The sequence below is a fragment of the Carnobacterium sp. genome (assembly GCF_049673005.1).
Classification (GTDB): domain Bacteria; phylum Bacillota; class Bacilli; order Lactobacillales; family Carnobacteriaceae; genus Carnobacterium_A.
Window position 1 is genome coordinate 14,913 of the sequence record NZ_JBATXB010000111.1, and the last position, 15,594, is coordinate 30,506.

Genomic DNA, 15,594 nt, shown 5'->3' on the forward strand with positions numbered 1-15,594 from the left:
ACTTAACTCTCCCTTTTATAAACCACTTTTCCATCAACGATGGTCAATACTGTTGTTCCTTTTACTGTCCATCCAATAAATGGCGTATTCGTAGCTTTTGATAAAAATTCTTTTTCAAGAATTTCTTTTTCTGTCTTTAGATCAAATAAGGCAATATCTGCTGGATAGCCTTCTTCAAGTATACCCGTATTCAATCTGAAAACCGATGCCGGTTTAACTGTTAACCAGCTAATTAATTGAGCTAATGTTACTATGCCAGGCTCTACTAAGTACGTATAAAGTAAAGAAAAAGCTGTTTCACTTCCTGTAATACCAAATGGCGAACCTACCATTCCATTACTTTTCTCTGCCTTTGTATGCGGCGCATGATCAGTTGCTATCATATCAATTGTACCATCTAACAAACCTAAAATCAGAGCTTCTTGATCTTTTTTTCCTCTTAACGGTGGATTCATTTTGTAAATACTCGAATCGGCAGGTATATCTTCTTCTGATAACAATAAGTGATGTGGCGTAACTTCAGCAGTTACATTTATTCCCGCGCGCTTAGCATCTCTAATAACTCGAACGCTTTCTTTTGTTGAGACATGACATACGTGGTAGTGAGCACCAGTCGCTTCACTAATGAGTACATCTCTAGCAATTTGACTGGCTTCTGTGATACTTAGTATTCCAGGAAGGCCCAATTGCTTGTTGCGAGTTCCTTCATGCATCACACCACTAAACAAAAGTGAATCATCTTCTGTATGAGCTACAATAGTTGTGCCGTTCTTTTTAGATTCTACCATAGCTTTATACATCGTTCCTGCCGTTTGAACACCTACCCCATCATTTGTGAAAGCAAATGCTCCCGCATCTAACAAAGCTTGTTGATCGGTAAGATAATCACTTTTTAGACCCTTAGTTATCGGTGCATATTGCAAGACCTTGATAACAGCATCTTTTTTTATTTTTTCTTGAATAGCTATCATTTTTTCAACGGTATCGGGTACTGGATTTACATTAGGCATCGCGCATATTGTTGTGAATCCACCTCTTGCTGCTGCCATGGTTCCTGACTTGATTGTTTCTTTATCAGAAAATCCAGGCTCTCTTAAGTGGACATGAACATCAATTAATCCCGGTGTTACTAAAGCCCCTTTCGCATCAATCCATTCGTTTGTACCCTGATTTCCATCTAGAACTAACGTTTCCCCACATCTAATGGACTGGATAATCCCTTTATCAATCATTATTTCTGTTGGAACGAGTTGTCCCTTTTGATCTAACATAACAGCATTTTTTATTCCTATTGTCATAACTATCTCACACTCACTTCACTTTTATTTTTCTAATACTGCTTCTAAAATTGCCATTCTCGTATACACACCATTGGTCATTTGTGTAACTATTCTTGACCGAGCGCACTCTACAAGGGAACCTTGTAGCTCAACACCACGATTTACAGGAGCTGGGTGCATAATAATTGCATGATCCAACATCTTTCGTTCTCTTTCTTCATTCAATCCATACCTATTTAAATAGGCTGTTTTCGAGAAATTGCCATAGGTCTCATGTCTTTCGTGCTGTACTCTTAATAGCATCACCACGTCCACTTTATCAATAAGGTCATCTAAAGGAACGTATTGTCCATATTGATTAAATGAGTCATCATACCATTCAAGTGGTCCTGAGAAAAAGATTGTAGCACCTAGACGCTTCAACATTTGCATATTAGAGCGTGCTACACGTGAATGCGTCAGATCTCCGACGATGGCTATTTTTAAATCTTCAAAATAACCAAACTCTTCATAAATTGTCATTAAATCCAACAAACATTGACTGGGGTGTTGGCCTGCACCATCTCCTCCGTTAATAATTGAGCACGTTATCGACGGACTATCGATAAGTTCTTGATAAAAATCTTGGGAACTATGACGAATCACAGCCACATCAAGTCCGATAGCGGATAAAGTTAAAACTGTATCGTAAAGACTTTCTCCTTTAGAAAGACTACTGAGTGATGGCTCAAAATCAATAACTTTCATACCTAACTTTGTTTCTGCCATCTCAAAGCTCTTATGTGTTCTTGTGCTATTTTCAAAAAATAAATTAACGGCATATTTATCTTCGTGATGTAGACGTATAGGGGTTGCGCCGTTTTTTAGTTCTTCAGATCGTTGTATTAAACTAAGGACCTCTTCATTTGTTAATGCTTCAACTGAAACAAAATGATTTAACTGATTTCTATTTAGTGTTCCTCCCAATTTAATTTCCCCCATTCTATTTTAAAAAAACAAAGAACCCAATAGTCAAAAGAGACTGTTGGGTTCTATCCGTTTACTTTTATGCATCATAAAATGAGCAGTAGCAAAATAAGATAGTGACCTTTTGTGTCTCTCTGGACCCAATTAAAGTTTCACATTTAGTTCGTTAATTTTTGAATCAATACATGATCTTCTCCGTCAATTTCTTGAACAGCAACTTTTATTTGTTCTTCTAATGATGTTGGAATATTTTTACCAACGAAATCTGCACGAATGGGTAATTCACGGTGGCCTCTATCGACTAAAACAGCTAGTGATATTTTTATCGGTCTTCCAATATCCATTAAGGCATCTAAAGCTGCACGAATAGTCCGCCCGGTAAACAGTACGTCATCGATTAAAATGACTTGTTTCCCTTCAATGGCAACAGGAATACTAGAGCCTTTTATTTCTGGGTCACGATTATCACTTGTATGAACATCGTCACGATATAGTGAAATATCTAATTCTCCTACCGGAACAGATACATTTTCTAGTTCTTTCATTCGAGTCGCAATTCGTTGCGCAAGATAAATCCCTCTAGTCTTTATACCTACAAGAACCAAATCTTCTAATCCTTTGTTTTGTTCAATAATTTCATATGTTATACGTGTTAATGCTCGCTTCATCGCAGCACCGTCAACAACTTCTACTTCTGATTTAAACGTCATTATTAGTCTCCTTTAAGAATCATGTAATGTCTTACTTTTCCGCACGAAATAGACTATAAAAATGCCCTCTCACCTATTTAGTAAGAGGGCATCCAGAGAAAACAGCTTAATATAGCTTCACTGTTTAATCAAACGTGTATGCTCCTTCTTAGTCTCACAGGACCGGAATTAAAGGATTTCTTTCATTTACTTCTATTCAAGACTTTACCTTGTCAGTTGTAAAAAGTCAACGCGTTTCTCTTAATTCATTAAGAGTATCTTCAAATAATTTAGGAAGTGGAGCCTCGAAAGTTAGAAACTCATTTGTTTTAGGATGATTAAAACCTAAAACACGCGCATGAAGGTATTGTCCTTTACCTGAAAGGGTTTTTCTTGGTCCATATATTGGATCTCCTGCTAAGGGATAACCAATGTATTTCATGTGTACTCTGATTTGATGCGTTCTACCTGTTTCTAACTTGAGAGAAACTAATGTAAAATCTTTAAATCGTTCAAGTACTTGGAAATGAGTAATAGCTGAACGTCCATCATCAATAATATCTTGTTTTTTTCGATCATTTTTAGAACGACCTACTGGTGCATCGATTGTCCCTTTGTCATGAGGAATCACGCCATGAACGAGTGCACGGTATTCTCTCAAGGACGAGTGGTCTTTTAGTTGAGCTGCTAAATTTTCATGTGCTAAATCATTTTTAGCTACCATCAACAAACCGCTTGTATCTTTATCTATACGGTGAACAATACCAGGACGTATTGTTCCGTTTATTCCTGATAAATCTTTAACATGGTACATTAAGGCATTAACTAGTGTACCCGTTTGATGGCCTGCCGAAGGATGAACGACCATGCCTTGTGGTTTGTTAATAACCAACATATCTTCATCTTCAAAAACAATCTCAATAGGAATATTTTCGGCTACAACATTAAGCGGAATTAATTCTGGTTCCGTAACATCAATAATATCACCTGGTTGTACTTTATAATTAGATTTCGCAACAGTACTATTAACTGTAACATCGCCATCTTTGATCCATTGTTGAACATGAGAACGAGTAAATGCTGGAAGTAGTTCAACAACCACTTTATCCAATCGACCATTCTCGTTTTCTATTTTAAATTGATAAGTTTGAGACATGTAAAAACTCCTTTTTAATTGTAAACTATTAGTTTAGCCCTCTTTTTTTTTCTTGTTCATCTAAAAATACATATAAAATCATTAACGCCACTCCAACAGATAAAGCTATATCAGCAACATTAAATATTGGAAAATCAATAAATTCTAGTCGTATCATATCCACAACATACCCAAATCTTACACGGTCAATAACATTTCCAATGGAACCTGCTAAGATAAAAGATAAAGACAAAGACAACAACTTACTTTGGTGGCCGTATTTTTGTAGATAATAAACAACCACGACAACCACAATAACTGTAACGATATAGAAAAACCACATTTGACCTTCTAAAATACTCCATGCAGCACCTGTATTTCTAAGATACATCCACGATAAAATATTGGGGAAAACTTCTACCACTTCATATAATTTTATATTTGCGACCGTTACATACTTCGTGTACTGATCAATTCCTATAATTAAAAGAGCAAAAATATAATATAAAAACATTCGTAAACCTCACTTTATCAAAATATATGAATATGAACTTTCATTTCATTTTACATGATAAGACTCATAAGGGATAGTTTTTTCTTGTTTTTATCTGTTTTAAGTAGGATTCATTGGCATTTATAATAAAAAGGGTGTATACTTACTGATGGATAAAGAAAGGAGATGAATGAACTAATGGAAAAACCAACTATAGAAAAAGTTTGGTTGATTAAAGGATTATTGTTTAAAAATGATGATTATCAATTGGCACTAGACCTAGAAGATAGTGAGAATCGTGTGAAGATGCGTTACATCATTATCCAGCCCAACTCTGTTTCTTATCACCATGATTTAGAAATCGGCTACAATCAAAAAGATTTCTGTGTATTTACTAGAAAAGAAGATGCAAAAAAAAGTTTGTACTCTATCGCATAGGTAGACTTAGTAATTCGTCCATAAGAGTTACGGTCTTCCTTTTTTTAAATCCCCTCCATTATCTGGATGAGGATTATTTTTTTTGTCTTTTTTTCTATATTTATAAAAATAAATATAACTCAGTTATCATTTGGGAAAAAACTTAACTTTTGTTATACTACTTTAGGTAATCGTTAATAGAACTCTATCTTCTAAAGATTGACGTCCTCTATTGTTTTATATTTGAAAAAAAAGGAGATTGTCTAATGAAAAAGCGTACTACAGCAGCTTATGTTATGACTGCAGCATTCTTTTTATCTGGTTGTACCAATGATGGGATTTCAGAAGCTATAAAAAGCATTGAAACTATTGAACCAGTTGAACAAAAGATTGTATCTGAATTAAATACTGTGACAAAAAAAGAAAAAGGGTTACAGGAAACCTTTGAATCGGCATTATCAGAAGAGAAAAAAGTAAAACCATTTGCGAATAAGGATTCTGCTGTATTCAAAAATATAGACGAACGTAAAAGTTCAATGAAGACTATTGAAGAGTCAATAGATGAATTAAAAACGACCCAAAAGAGCTTAACCGAAAATGATGGAGATAAGCTACCTAAAGATGAAATAGATTCTTTAACGAATGCAATGAAAGAATTAAGCACTTCTCTTGCCAATTACACGAAAGAATATAGCAAAAATTTAGCACAAGAAGAAAAATATTTTCAGTCTCTCGGAACTGAGGAAGCTACTTATGAAACACTAACAGATGGAATCATTGCTATTAATGAGTCAGACACGTCAAATAAAGAACAATTAAAGAAATTAAATGAACAGTTTGAACTCTTGAATAACCAACGTAACGAGGCAGAAAAGACATTAAAATCATTATCAGAATCAAAAGAATAATAATAGGAGTGATAAAAAAATGAAACAAGCATTATCGATTTGTGGGGTAACTATAATCAGTGCCTTACTTCTAAGTGCCTGCCAGACAAACGATTCAGCTACTTCTCAGACAAACTCAGCTTCCTCTTCTCTTACGCAATCTAGTGAAAGCAATTCGAATGAAATGAGCTCTTCAACTGAGAATGATTCTTCTGAAGAAACGTATAAAGGCAAAGAAACTCAACCGGTAGACTATACATACCAGGTTAATCCAGCTATTTTTACAATTGAGCCGTTAAACAAAGACGATAATAAAAAAGTTGCTTTATTGACGATCGATGACGCTCCTGATCAGCACGCAATTGAGATTGCAAAAAAACTAAAATCTATTGATGCACCCGCTGTTTTTTTCATTAACGGTATGTATATTGAATCAGATGAAGGAAAAGAAACCCTGAAACAACTATACGATATGGGTTTTGAAATTGGAAACCATTCTCAAACCCATGCCAATTTAAGTGAAATTAGTCCAGAAGAACAACGCAAAGAAATCATCAGAACGAATGAATTAGTTTATGAAACAATAGGAGTAAAACCTCGTTTCTTTAGAGCTCCATTTGGTGTGAATACCGATACCTCTGCTGAAATCATTAAACAAGAAGATATGGTGTTTATGAATTGGACTTATGGATACGATTGGGAGGCTGATTACCAAACTCCCAAAGCCTTAACGGATATCATGCTGAACACGGAATATTTAAATGACGGAGCGAACTTATTAATGCATGACCGTCCTTGGACAAACGATGCTATTATAGATATTGCAGAAGGTTTGAAAGAAAAAGGATACACATTAATTGATCCATCACTTATTGCATCACCCGAAAGAGAGGAATCTGCTGAATGATACACTATAAAAAAATAACAAGTAGCCTATTATTAGGTGTTTTACTCCTTACATCTTTTCCCTTAACAACCAATGCAGAAGAATCTGCTAAGAATGTAGCTATCGATATTAATGAGCACCCTCTTTTAAGTGTTCCAAAACAGTTCCCCTCACAATTTGCTTATGATAGTGGAATTGAAATTGCTTATCCTGAAAATGGAGTTAAAGGCGTTTATCTAACCGCCTATTCTGCTGGTGCACCAAAAAGGATGGCGGAATTATCTGAGTTTGTTACTTCAAGTGGTTTAAATGCGATGGTTATTGATGTAAAAGATGATGTTGGTCACCTTACTACAGATGTTAAATCTGAAAATGAGATTATCAAAAAAAGCACTAAAAACTATATCGCTGATCCAGAATCAATGATGAAAAACTTAGAGAAAAATCAAATTTACCCCATTGCGCGTGTAGTCGTTTTCAAAGATACCGTACTTGCAGAGGCAAAACCTGAATTGTCGTTCAAACGAGCTGATGGAAGTGTTTGGAAAAATAGCAACGGCGATGCTTTCGTAAATCCGTTCTCTAAAGAAGTATGGGATTACAATATTGAAGTAGCTAAACAAGCTGCTAAGATGGGCTTTAAAGAAGTTCAGTTTGACTATGTTCGCTTTCCAGAAGGATTTGAAACTCAAAGCGATAGCTTAACGTACACTCGTGGCGATTATAAAGACAGCGAATTGGATGAAGTGCAACAGCGCGTTTCTGCTGTAACAGATTTTGTTGAATATGCTCGTGAAGAATTACGTCCATATGGCGTGGAAGTTTCTGTAGATATTTTTGGTTATGCTGCTACTGTTCCTGAAGCTCCAGGAATTGGACAAAACTTCAGTAAAATTTCTGAAAATGTTGATGTCATTTCTTCTATGATCTACCCTAGTCACTGGGGTTCATACTTTGGAATTGCAAAACCAGATTTAGAGCCCTATAAATTGGTACAAGAGTACATGAAAGTTGAAAATGAATTATTAGGCTCTTTAAAAACACCTCCTAAGTCAAGACCTTGGTTACAAGACTTTACAGCATCTTATCTTGGTACTGGTAACTACCTAAATTATGGTGCACCTGAAGTTTCTGATCAAGTACGTGCATTGCATGAAGCTGGTGTAGATGAGTTCCTATTATGGGATGCGAATAATAGTTACACTCCTGGTGTCGAGTACAACTTGAAATAGTAAATCTCTTCGATTAACTTAAAGGCCCCTTTCTCGTCTTATCAAAAAAGACAAAGAAAGGGACCTTCTTTTTGTTATAAAAAAGCCTGTTTAATTCATATCTATTAAGAACATACGAAATAAACAGGCTTTCCATTATTTTTTATTCTGTTACTAAAACCAATTTATTGTTTGCTAATAAACATAAATATACTTTTGTAACAGGCTTATTCAAAGTGATTTCTAGAGCTTTTTTATATAAATTCATTTGACCTCTATATTTTTCCAACATTTTCTCACCAGTTGCAAATCCATATCGATCTACTTGGTCTGTCTTATAATCAAATAAAATAACCTCATCTTCATACTCTAGATATCCGTCTATGATTCCGTGAATTAAGACGTTATCTTCAGCAGTGGGATCTAAATCTGTAAATATTCTGTCAGCTTTTATTAATAATGAAAAAGGAGCTTCTCTTTTAACGTGTTGAGGGTGGGATAATAACAATTGGCCTAATGTATTTTCAAAAAAACCGACAACTTTATCTGCTTCGATTTTTTCAGCTACTTCTGCTTGTAACATCCCACGGTTGACTAAATCGGTTATTAATTCTATAACAGAAACAAGCGTAACAGGTGAAAAAAGATTAATAGATTGCATCACTAAATGGGTCGCTGTTCCGATTTCTGCACTTGTAGGGGCGGTCATTTCAGCCATAAATCTTGGACGCCTCAATTTATCTTCAACATAACGATTTTGATTTCGTGGTTGATTGACATCTATTTTTACCATCAACTCATCTTCTGGTTCTTCGAATAACCGTTTAATTTCTGAAACAGATTGGTAACTCGTGGTGTGAGTTGATTTTTCGTAGCGGTAAGAGTAATCCATTAAAGCCAGCGCTTCATCTAATAGCAGTTGTTCTTCAATAACTAGGTCATTTTTAGAGACAGACTCGTCTAGTTTTTCAATCCAGTTTTCATCTGTATCGTTATTTTCTTGAATCAATTGTTCTTGAATCATACTTTCGTTATAAAAATGGATAGAAAATTTAGCCGGATGATTTTTAATGTATCCGTTATGAGATGTTATGGAAATAAAATCATTTGCTCCATCTGAATGCCTCATCAGTGAAAGTCCAATCCATTTCATTAAACTAGTTGCATTCAGACGATCGGCATTAGGTAAAACAGTCGCTTCGTGATTTGCTATTATTCCCCACTCTTTATAAGCAGATTCTTCGTCTTTGTAAGAACCGATTAAAAAAAGTTTCTCCTCCGCACGTGTTAAGGCTACATATAATTTCCGCATTTCTTCTGACAACAACTTTGATTTCCGTTCAACTTTCAATGCTGTATTTGGTAAAGATGGGTAACGAATGCGACTTTCTTGATCTTTGTATTCTGTTCCAACACCATAATCTTCATTAAATAAATAGCTTTTTTTAATATCTTGTAAATTAAATTGTTTAGTCAAATCTAAAACAAAAACAACTGGGAATTCTAATCCCTTACTTGCATGTATGGTCATCACACGTACGGCATCTTCATCTGCAGCAATCGCTTTCGGTTCTGCTAAATCTTTGTCTTTTTCTTGCATTTTTTCAATAAAACGGACAAATTGAAAAAGTCCTTTAAAACTTGTTTTTTCATAGCTTGCTGCCCTTTCGTACAGTGCATGAAGATTTGCCTTGCGTTGACGTCCGGAACTCATACCACCTACATAATCAAGGAATTGAGTATCCTTATAGATAGACCAGATCAATTCGACCAAATGGTTTCTTCTCGCTTCCTCTCGCCAGTTGCTTAAACGTGTTAAGAACAAATCAATTTTAGAAAATAACTGTGTTGTAAATGCACTAGCTTTATCTTCACCTGGATAAGACGTATAGAATTGCTTGAGTGCCTCATAGTAGTCTCCTGTTTTTTTACTAATCCGAATAGAAGCCAATTCATTCTCATTTAACCCAACAATTGGAGAACGTAAGACGGCAGCTAAAGGAATATCTTGATAAGGATTATCAATTATTTTTAACAAAGACACCATAATAGTAATTTCTGTTGTTTGAAAATAATTTTGGGTATCGTTTACTTGTAAGGGAATCGACAAACGGTTAAACAATTCAAGTAAAACTAAATTATTCTTTTTGGTGGGTGTTAATAAGACGATATCTTGATACCGAATAGGACGATTGCTTTTTAATTTTTTATCATAAATTGGGAATTTTTCTTGAACCAGTTGTTGAATTTTTTGTCCAACCATCAACAATTCGCCCTGAGTCTTATCTTCTATTTGCATATCGAAATCTAGCGACTCTCGTTCTGACTCATCATCTGTGCCAGATAGTAATTCTTTTCCTTTTTCATAAATAAGGATCTCCGTGGCGTGTTGATTTGTTTCAGGGAACCCATTAAATCCTTGAATTAATTTAGCAGGTTCATCATAATTCATTTGTCCAACGCTTTTATCCATTAATTGCTCAAAAATTAAATTTGTGAATTGTAAAATTTCACCACGTGAACGAAAGTTTTCAGCTAAAATAATCCGTTCTCCACCATTATTTCCACCATATTCTTCATATTTTTCTAAAAACAAACCAGGATCTGCCAATCTAAAAGAATAAATGGATTGTTTTACATCCCCTACCATAAATAAATTGCCTTCTCTAGTATGATCTTGAGTTAACCAATGCATAATACTTTCTTGTAATTTATTAATATCTTGGTATTCATCAATCATTACTTCTTTGAACTTCTCTCTATAATGAGTAGAAGCTTCTGTAGGTGTCCACTTTTGTTCTTCATTTTTAGCTAAAATTTGCAAAGTAAGATGTTCTAAATCATTGAAATCTAATAAATTCCGTTCATTTTTTCTTTCACGATAGGCTTGAGTAAAAATAATCGTTACTCGAGCCATTTCTCGAACTAGTGGCACAGCTTTTGATAGAATAGCCATCTGTTCTTCTAAAGGTGTATTAAAGTATTCTTCTTTCATTTCCACATAACTTTTCTTTGCTTGGTCTCGCAACGCCTTCATCTCAATGCCCACTTCTTTTAAGCTATCATCAGCTGATTTCTTTACGGCTTTCCATCGAATGAACTCAAAGGATTGCACTACTTGATAGGCTTCTTGGTACAAGTCATTTTGAATAAGAGTAAGGACTTCTTTATAATGGTTGGCTTCAAGAGCAACAATTCCAACTTGCTTTTCTAACTCCTCAGCACCTTCTCCAATTTTAGCCGCTGCTAAATCTAGTTCAACTAATCCAATTAAACTATCAGAAAGTTGTGGCTTTATTAATTTTTGATATAACGTTCCTTGTGAAAAAGAATTAATATTTGTATTATACAGATCGGATAAATTTGCTAACCAATACTCTGGATCAGGGTTGGCTCTAGAAAACTCATAGAGTGAAAAAATAAGATCTGTCATTCCTTCATCGCTACGGTCGTTAGAATACGCACGTGCCAAGTCAATAAATGAACTTGTTTCATCACCGTAAAGAATTTCCCTAACCTCTTCCCAAACAGCTTCTTTTAAAAGGATGATTTCTGTTTCATCTGTCAATAATCTAAAAACGGGATCTAGGTCAATTAAATAATAATAACGGCGGATAACTTGTAAACAAAAAGCATGTAAGGTACTAATAGATGCTTGCGATAAGAGACTCATTTGTCTGACTAAGTGTTGCTTTTGTTCTGTATTTCCTTCGCTAGTAACCGCTTGTTGAATTGCTTTTTTTATTCGTTCTTTCATTTCTTTAGCTGCAGCTTCTGTATAGGTAACAATCAATAATTCGTCAACATTGACACCAGCTTTTATTTTTTCAATAACTCGTTGGACCAAAACCGTTGTTTTACCAGATCCAGCTGAAGCAGAGACCAAAATATTGTGCCCTGACTCATAAATAGATTGCCATTGGCCATCTGTAAATCGGCTGTTCAAAGGTTTAATCGGCAATTGACTCATTCATTTCCCTCCTTTTCTTCTAAAATTAGTTTAAGGATATCTTCTCGTGTCAATTTTTCTTCTCTTCGGTAGTTATTTTCAGGTAACATGTAGTCAAATTGAGAAACGGCTTTAAATTCACCGCTAACAGTAGAGATGTGTTGTCTTTTTTCATAGAAAGGATAAAGAGTTGTAACCCCTTCTGTAATCGCATTTCCAGCATCTAAGATTAATTTTTGATTGTGCATTCTTAATGCAGCCATTTCTTCTAGTGTTACAAATTTACTTGACTTTAATGATTCGTTTTTTAGTTGCTTAAATGGATACACCATTGAAGTTGTTGTTGGTTCAATCGTATGATCTAATGCCAGTAACAGTTCTTCATCTTCCAAAAGTAACCCATCTAGTTTGAATTCTTTTAAAAATTCTAGTGCCCGTTCTTCTTCATTTCTTACCTGTGTATTCTTTATAAACGGATTTTTTACATGAACGTAAAAGGCTCCTGCTGGTTTCGCTGGATTTCCAATTAATTCAATAGCGTTTAATAAAGCCGTGTCTAGATACGTAATCATTTGCATAGCTAAGCCATAATAAGCTTCAAAATAATTAAATTTATGTGCACTTGATTTGTAATCAACCACACTAAGATAGTGTTGATTATCTACTTTTAACGAATCAACCCGGTCAATTTTACCTCTTATAAATAAGTTGCCACCATTTTTCAAAGGAAAGGATAGACCTTCAATGCCCTTTTGATTTACTAACTGACCAAACAGCACTTCTGTTTGAACGGTCTTCATATTTGTTCTCCTACTCTGATTGCCCAGTGCCCACACCATTCTTTTAATGGTTTGGCTTAATTGACTGCGGATAAATTTCATACGGTTAGAAGCGGATAAAATAGAGAATTTGGGTTTCTTAAATAAAACTGCTAGAACTTCATCTGTAATGAGTTCAACTGTTTGAGAATCCAAATTAGCTAAAGTTAAATCTCTGGTTAATAAAGATTTAAAGAGCTGGTCTAAAGCATCGTGAAAAAATTCTCCAGTTCCAGCAGGTGACAAACCGAATCTGTCTCGCTCTTTTAACCTAAGTCCATATTGTAAGAAATGATTAAACGGATCCGCATAAAAGGTTTCTAAACGAGAAACGGATAAGTACAAATCTTTTCCGTATAAATCTGTAGCAATTTCACTTTTTAGTGGATGGGGAATATTTTTTTTCACTAAGCTTGTTAACAAATGGTGAAAAACAGGTGCTAAATATTTATCTCGTTTAAAGTAATGGTAAATGCCTGTCCAAAAAGGAGATAACTGTCCTTTTTGGTCTTGTTCCTTACGAAGAATCAATAATAGTTGACTCATGGTGCTTTTTTTCGTTCCAACAAAGCTTAATGTTTCTCTTTGAGTAGGGTGTTCTAGTGAACTAATTTCTGCTCCTTTGAATTGAATAGGAAGAGAAAATTCTTTGGCTATTCGATCCACATAAGGAGATAATTTTGAAGCTTCTTTAGAATCCGTACTCAGCGGGTAGGAAAAAATAAGCTTTTCTGAGGAATCTAAAAAGGCATTATAGGCAATAAAGGGTTCAGATGCCATTAATACTTCTGTTGAAGGCTTTAAATATTTTCCGGAATCTAAAAATGCTGCAAAAAAAGAACGATCTTCATTTGTTAACATACTTTTATTTTCACTTTTAGCAGGTAAATGAACATCTGTCATACCTAGTAAAAATGTTGCTTTTGCTGTTCCAATACGAGTTCCTTCAAGGCCAGAAAAAATGACCTGGTCGATATTAGGAGGCACAATACTATACGAAGCATTTTCAAAACCAGCAGCTAAGATAGCTTGAAAACTCTCCATTTCAAAATCTTGTTCTCCTAAAACTTCTACGTACTCATCTAATAGTTGCAAAAGAACCGACCAAATCTGTTCATGTTTTTTAGCCGTCTCTAGATCATTTTTTTCAATGGCTTGATCTCTCCAAAAAGTTAATTGCTTATCTACACCCATTTTTTCTAAAAAGAGGTACATTATTTTCGCAGCATCTGCTCCTGTTTTAGCTTTTTCCAATTGAGTAAAGAAAAGCAATAAGTTATCTTTTAATAAAAATCTAACTTGATTAGCTATTTTTTCAATTAATTGATCTGAATCAGATTGAAAATCAGTATCCTCATAATAAAATTTAGTATAGTGCCAAGGATCTTTCATCGTCCATTGGAATCCTTCATAGCCATATGCCAAAACAACATTTTCAGTAACATCAATTTTATTCCGAAATTCATTCACTTGACTTTGAATCGCCTGAATTCGTGACTTTCTATCAACTGGTAAATCTTCTGAAAGTTGCGGAACAAATAATTCTGTCCGCAATAAGCGCATAACATCAGGATAACGCCAATTTTTCCACTTGATTGTTAATAAGGCGTCAATAAATTCAACCAACGGGTGTTGGTTCATTAAGTCAGCGCTATCGATAAACGTCTCAATTCCATTTTCTGAAAAAACTGGTTCTAAAATAGTTAAATAATCATTGATATTTCGAGTCAAAATTAAAATATCTTTGTATCGATATCGCTCACTTTTAATCATTTTTCGAATTTCTTTCGCCACGTGGGCTACTTCTGCTTGTTTGTCTTCCGCTGCCCAAATTTCAATACAATCATCCATTGGAATTTGTTGTTTTTTAAGACTAAAATCAACAGGGCTTAATTTATTCGATTCCACCCAAAAATTTTCTAACTGATTTAATTCTTCACAATAAGTAGCATTAACTTGTTTAATGATACGATCAGGAGCAATAGGAATATTTTCAGAACGAGCTAATTGATATAATTTATAATACGTTTCTCCGGCTGCTTGAAATAATTCATGCATTTCTGGTTTAGCGTTAGGGTATCCTTTATCTAGTGTCAAAGAAATGGTGACTTTTTTAGCTGAGTGCAGCAAAGCTTGAATTAACGCTTGCTCTTGAGCAGTAAATCGAAAGTAGCTTTCAATATAAATAGTGGTGTCTGAAAGATCTATTTCTTGTAGTTTTTTGATAAAAGCTGTCAAAATATCCTCTGTTTCAATATATTTTCCAGTTAAAGCAGCATCAAAAGCTTGATACAACAAAGAAATATCCTTTAGTTTTAATTGAAAATCAACTTCTTGTGGACTTGATCCTAAATGATTAACCAACACAACTAAGTCATCTTGAGTAATTCGGCCTGTCCTTAACTCTAAGAATAATTCTGTTAATTGCTGAACGAAACCTGATTTTCTTACTTCTCCACGATAAATAACTAATTGTTCTTCATAATCCATCAGTAACTTACGGACAAGCATCGATAATCCCGATGATGTTAATTGAGGTTTAATAAAAGTATCGGTATCTTGAAGCCAATACCAAGCTAAGCGATTAAAACTAAAAACTTGAAGATTCATCATACCCATCATCTTATTCTTATTAAATGGAGGAAGTTCTCCAATTTTTTCAAGGACAGTCATTTCAGCTTCAAATTTAATATGATCTGGAACTAAATAAAATACTTTTGCTTCTTTGTTTGTGGCTAATATTCCAGCTATTTCATCTAGCATAAATCCTCTTTTGTCACGGTTAGCTCGGCCTAAAATAAACTGTAAACCCATAGTGCGTTCACCTCATCTAAATTTATTTGTGTTCTTCAGAAAATCCTTT

At 34.6% G+C, this 15,594-nt stretch carries 11 protein-coding genes; 4 read left to right on the top strand and 7 right to left on the bottom strand.

Annotated features, from left to right (window positions below; translation table 11 throughout):
• Positions 1–2: 2 nt before the first annotated feature.
• The 5 genes from WBF61_RS08135 to lspA form a co-directional block, all read right to left on the bottom strand.
• Positions 3–1,298: a dihydroorotase gene (locus WBF61_RS08135; protein WP_424255518.1), complete on the bottom strand. Its 1,296-nt coding sequence runs from the start codon at positions 1,296–1,298 to the stop codon at positions 3–5.
• A gap of 24 nt (positions 1,299–1,322) precedes the next feature.
• Positions 1,323–2,246 (bottom strand): aspartate carbamoyltransferase catalytic subunit, encoded by a 924-nt coding sequence (locus WBF61_RS08140; protein WP_424255520.1) that lies wholly within the window; start codon positions 2,244–2,246, stop codon positions 1,323–1,325.
• Positions 2,247–2,404: 158 nt separating this feature from the next.
• Positions 2,405–2,956 (bottom strand): bifunctional pyr operon transcriptional regulator/uracil phosphoribosyltransferase PyrR, encoded by a 552-nt coding sequence (pyrR, locus tag WBF61_RS08145; protein ID WP_424255522.1) that lies wholly within the window; start codon positions 2,954–2,956, stop codon positions 2,405–2,407.
• 226 nt (positions 2,957–3,182) lie between these two features.
• Positions 3,183–4,091 carry an RluA family pseudouridine synthase gene (locus WBF61_RS08150; protein ID WP_424255524.1) on the bottom strand — a complete coding sequence of 303 codons (909 nt, stop codon included), beginning with the start codon at positions 4,089–4,091 and terminating at the stop codon, positions 3,183–3,185.
• 28 nt (positions 4,092–4,119) lie between these two features.
• Positions 4,120–4,584 (bottom strand): signal peptidase II, encoded by a 465-nt coding sequence (gene lspA, locus WBF61_RS08155; protein WP_424255525.1) that lies wholly within the window; start codon positions 4,582–4,584, stop codon positions 4,120–4,122.
• 177 nt (positions 4,585–4,761) lie between these two features.
• Here lspA and WBF61_RS08160 point away from each other — a divergent pair, with 177 nt between their 5' ends.
• From WBF61_RS08160 to WBF61_RS08175, 4 genes are all read left to right on the top strand, one after another.
• Positions 4,762–5,001 carry a hypothetical protein gene (locus WBF61_RS08160; protein ID WP_424255526.1) on the top strand — a complete coding sequence of 80 codons (240 nt, stop codon included), beginning with the start codon at positions 4,762–4,764 and terminating at the stop codon, positions 4,999–5,001.
• Positions 5,002–5,246: 245 nt separating this feature from the next.
• Positions 5,247–5,888: a YkyA family protein gene (locus WBF61_RS08165; protein WP_424255527.1), complete on the top strand. Its 642-nt coding sequence runs from the start codon at positions 5,247–5,249 to the stop codon at positions 5,886–5,888.
• 19 nt (positions 5,889–5,907) lie between these two features.
• The gene (locus WBF61_RS08170; RefSeq protein WP_424255529.1) at positions 5,908–6,774 is read left to right on the top strand and encodes a polysaccharide deacetylase family protein; all 867 of its coding nucleotides are present in this window, start codon (positions 5,908–5,910) and stop codon (positions 6,772–6,774) included.
• Positions 6,771–7,985, top strand: a complete 1,215-nt coding sequence (locus tag WBF61_RS08175) for a putative glycoside hydrolase (RefSeq protein WP_424255531.1) — start codon at positions 6,771–6,773, stop codon at positions 7,983–7,985. The genes WBF61_RS08170 and WBF61_RS08175 overlap by 4 nt, the downstream gene beginning before the upstream one ends.
• 142 nt (positions 7,986–8,127) lie before the next feature.
• Here the strand turns inward: WBF61_RS08175 and addA are convergent, their stop codons facing one another.
• Both addA and WBF61_RS08185 read right to left on the bottom strand, forming a co-directional pair.
• Positions 8,128–11,934: a helicase-exonuclease AddAB subunit AddA gene (gene addA / locus WBF61_RS08180; protein WP_424255533.1), complete on the bottom strand. Its 3,807-nt coding sequence runs from the start codon at positions 11,932–11,934 to the stop codon at positions 8,128–8,130.
• On the bottom strand, positions 11,931–15,545 hold the full coding sequence (locus WBF61_RS08185; RefSeq protein WP_424255535.1) for a PD-(D/E)XK nuclease family protein: 3,615 nt from the start codon (positions 15,543–15,545) through the stop codon (positions 11,931–11,933). The genes addA and WBF61_RS08185 overlap by 4 nt, the downstream gene beginning before the upstream one ends.
• Positions 15,546–15,594 lie beyond the last annotated feature (49 nt).

Bases quoted from the DNA above. Each gene is read 5' to 3' on its own strand.
- WBF61_RS08135 (WP_424255518.1), bottom strand. From the start codon at position 1,298: ATGACAATAGGAATAAAAAATGCTGTTATGTTAGATCAAAAGGGACAA.
- addA (WP_424255533.1), bottom strand. From the start codon at position 11,934: ATGAGTCAATTGCCGATTAAACCTTTGAACAGCCGATTTACAGATGGC.
- WBF61_RS08185 (WP_424255535.1), bottom strand. From the start codon at position 15,545: ATGGGTTTACAGTTTATTTTAGGCCGAGCTAACCGTGACAAAAGAGGA.
- WBF61_RS08175 (WP_424255531.1), top strand. From the start codon at position 6,771: ATGATACACTATAAAAAAATAACAAGTAGCCTATTATTAGGTGTTTTA.
- lspA (WP_424255525.1), bottom strand. From the start codon at position 4,584: ATGTTTTTATATTATATTTTTGCTCTTTTAATTATAGGAATTGATCAG.
- WBF61_RS08150 (WP_424255524.1), bottom strand. From the start codon at position 4,091: ATGTCTCAAACTTATCAATTTAAAATAGAAAACGAGAATGGTCGATTG.
- WBF61_RS08165 (WP_424255527.1), top strand. From the start codon at position 5,247: ATGAAAAAGCGTACTACAGCAGCTTATGTTATGACTGCAGCATTCTTT.
- WBF61_RS08160 (WP_424255526.1), top strand. From the start codon at position 4,762: ATGGAAAAACCAACTATAGAAAAAGTTTGGTTGATTAAAGGATTATTG.
- pyrR (WP_424255522.1), bottom strand. From the start codon at position 2,956: ATGACGTTTAAATCAGAAGTAGAAGTTGTTGACGGTGCTGCGATGAAG.
- WBF61_RS08170 (WP_424255529.1), top strand. From the start codon at position 5,908: ATGAAACAAGCATTATCGATTTGTGGGGTAACTATAATCAGTGCCTTA.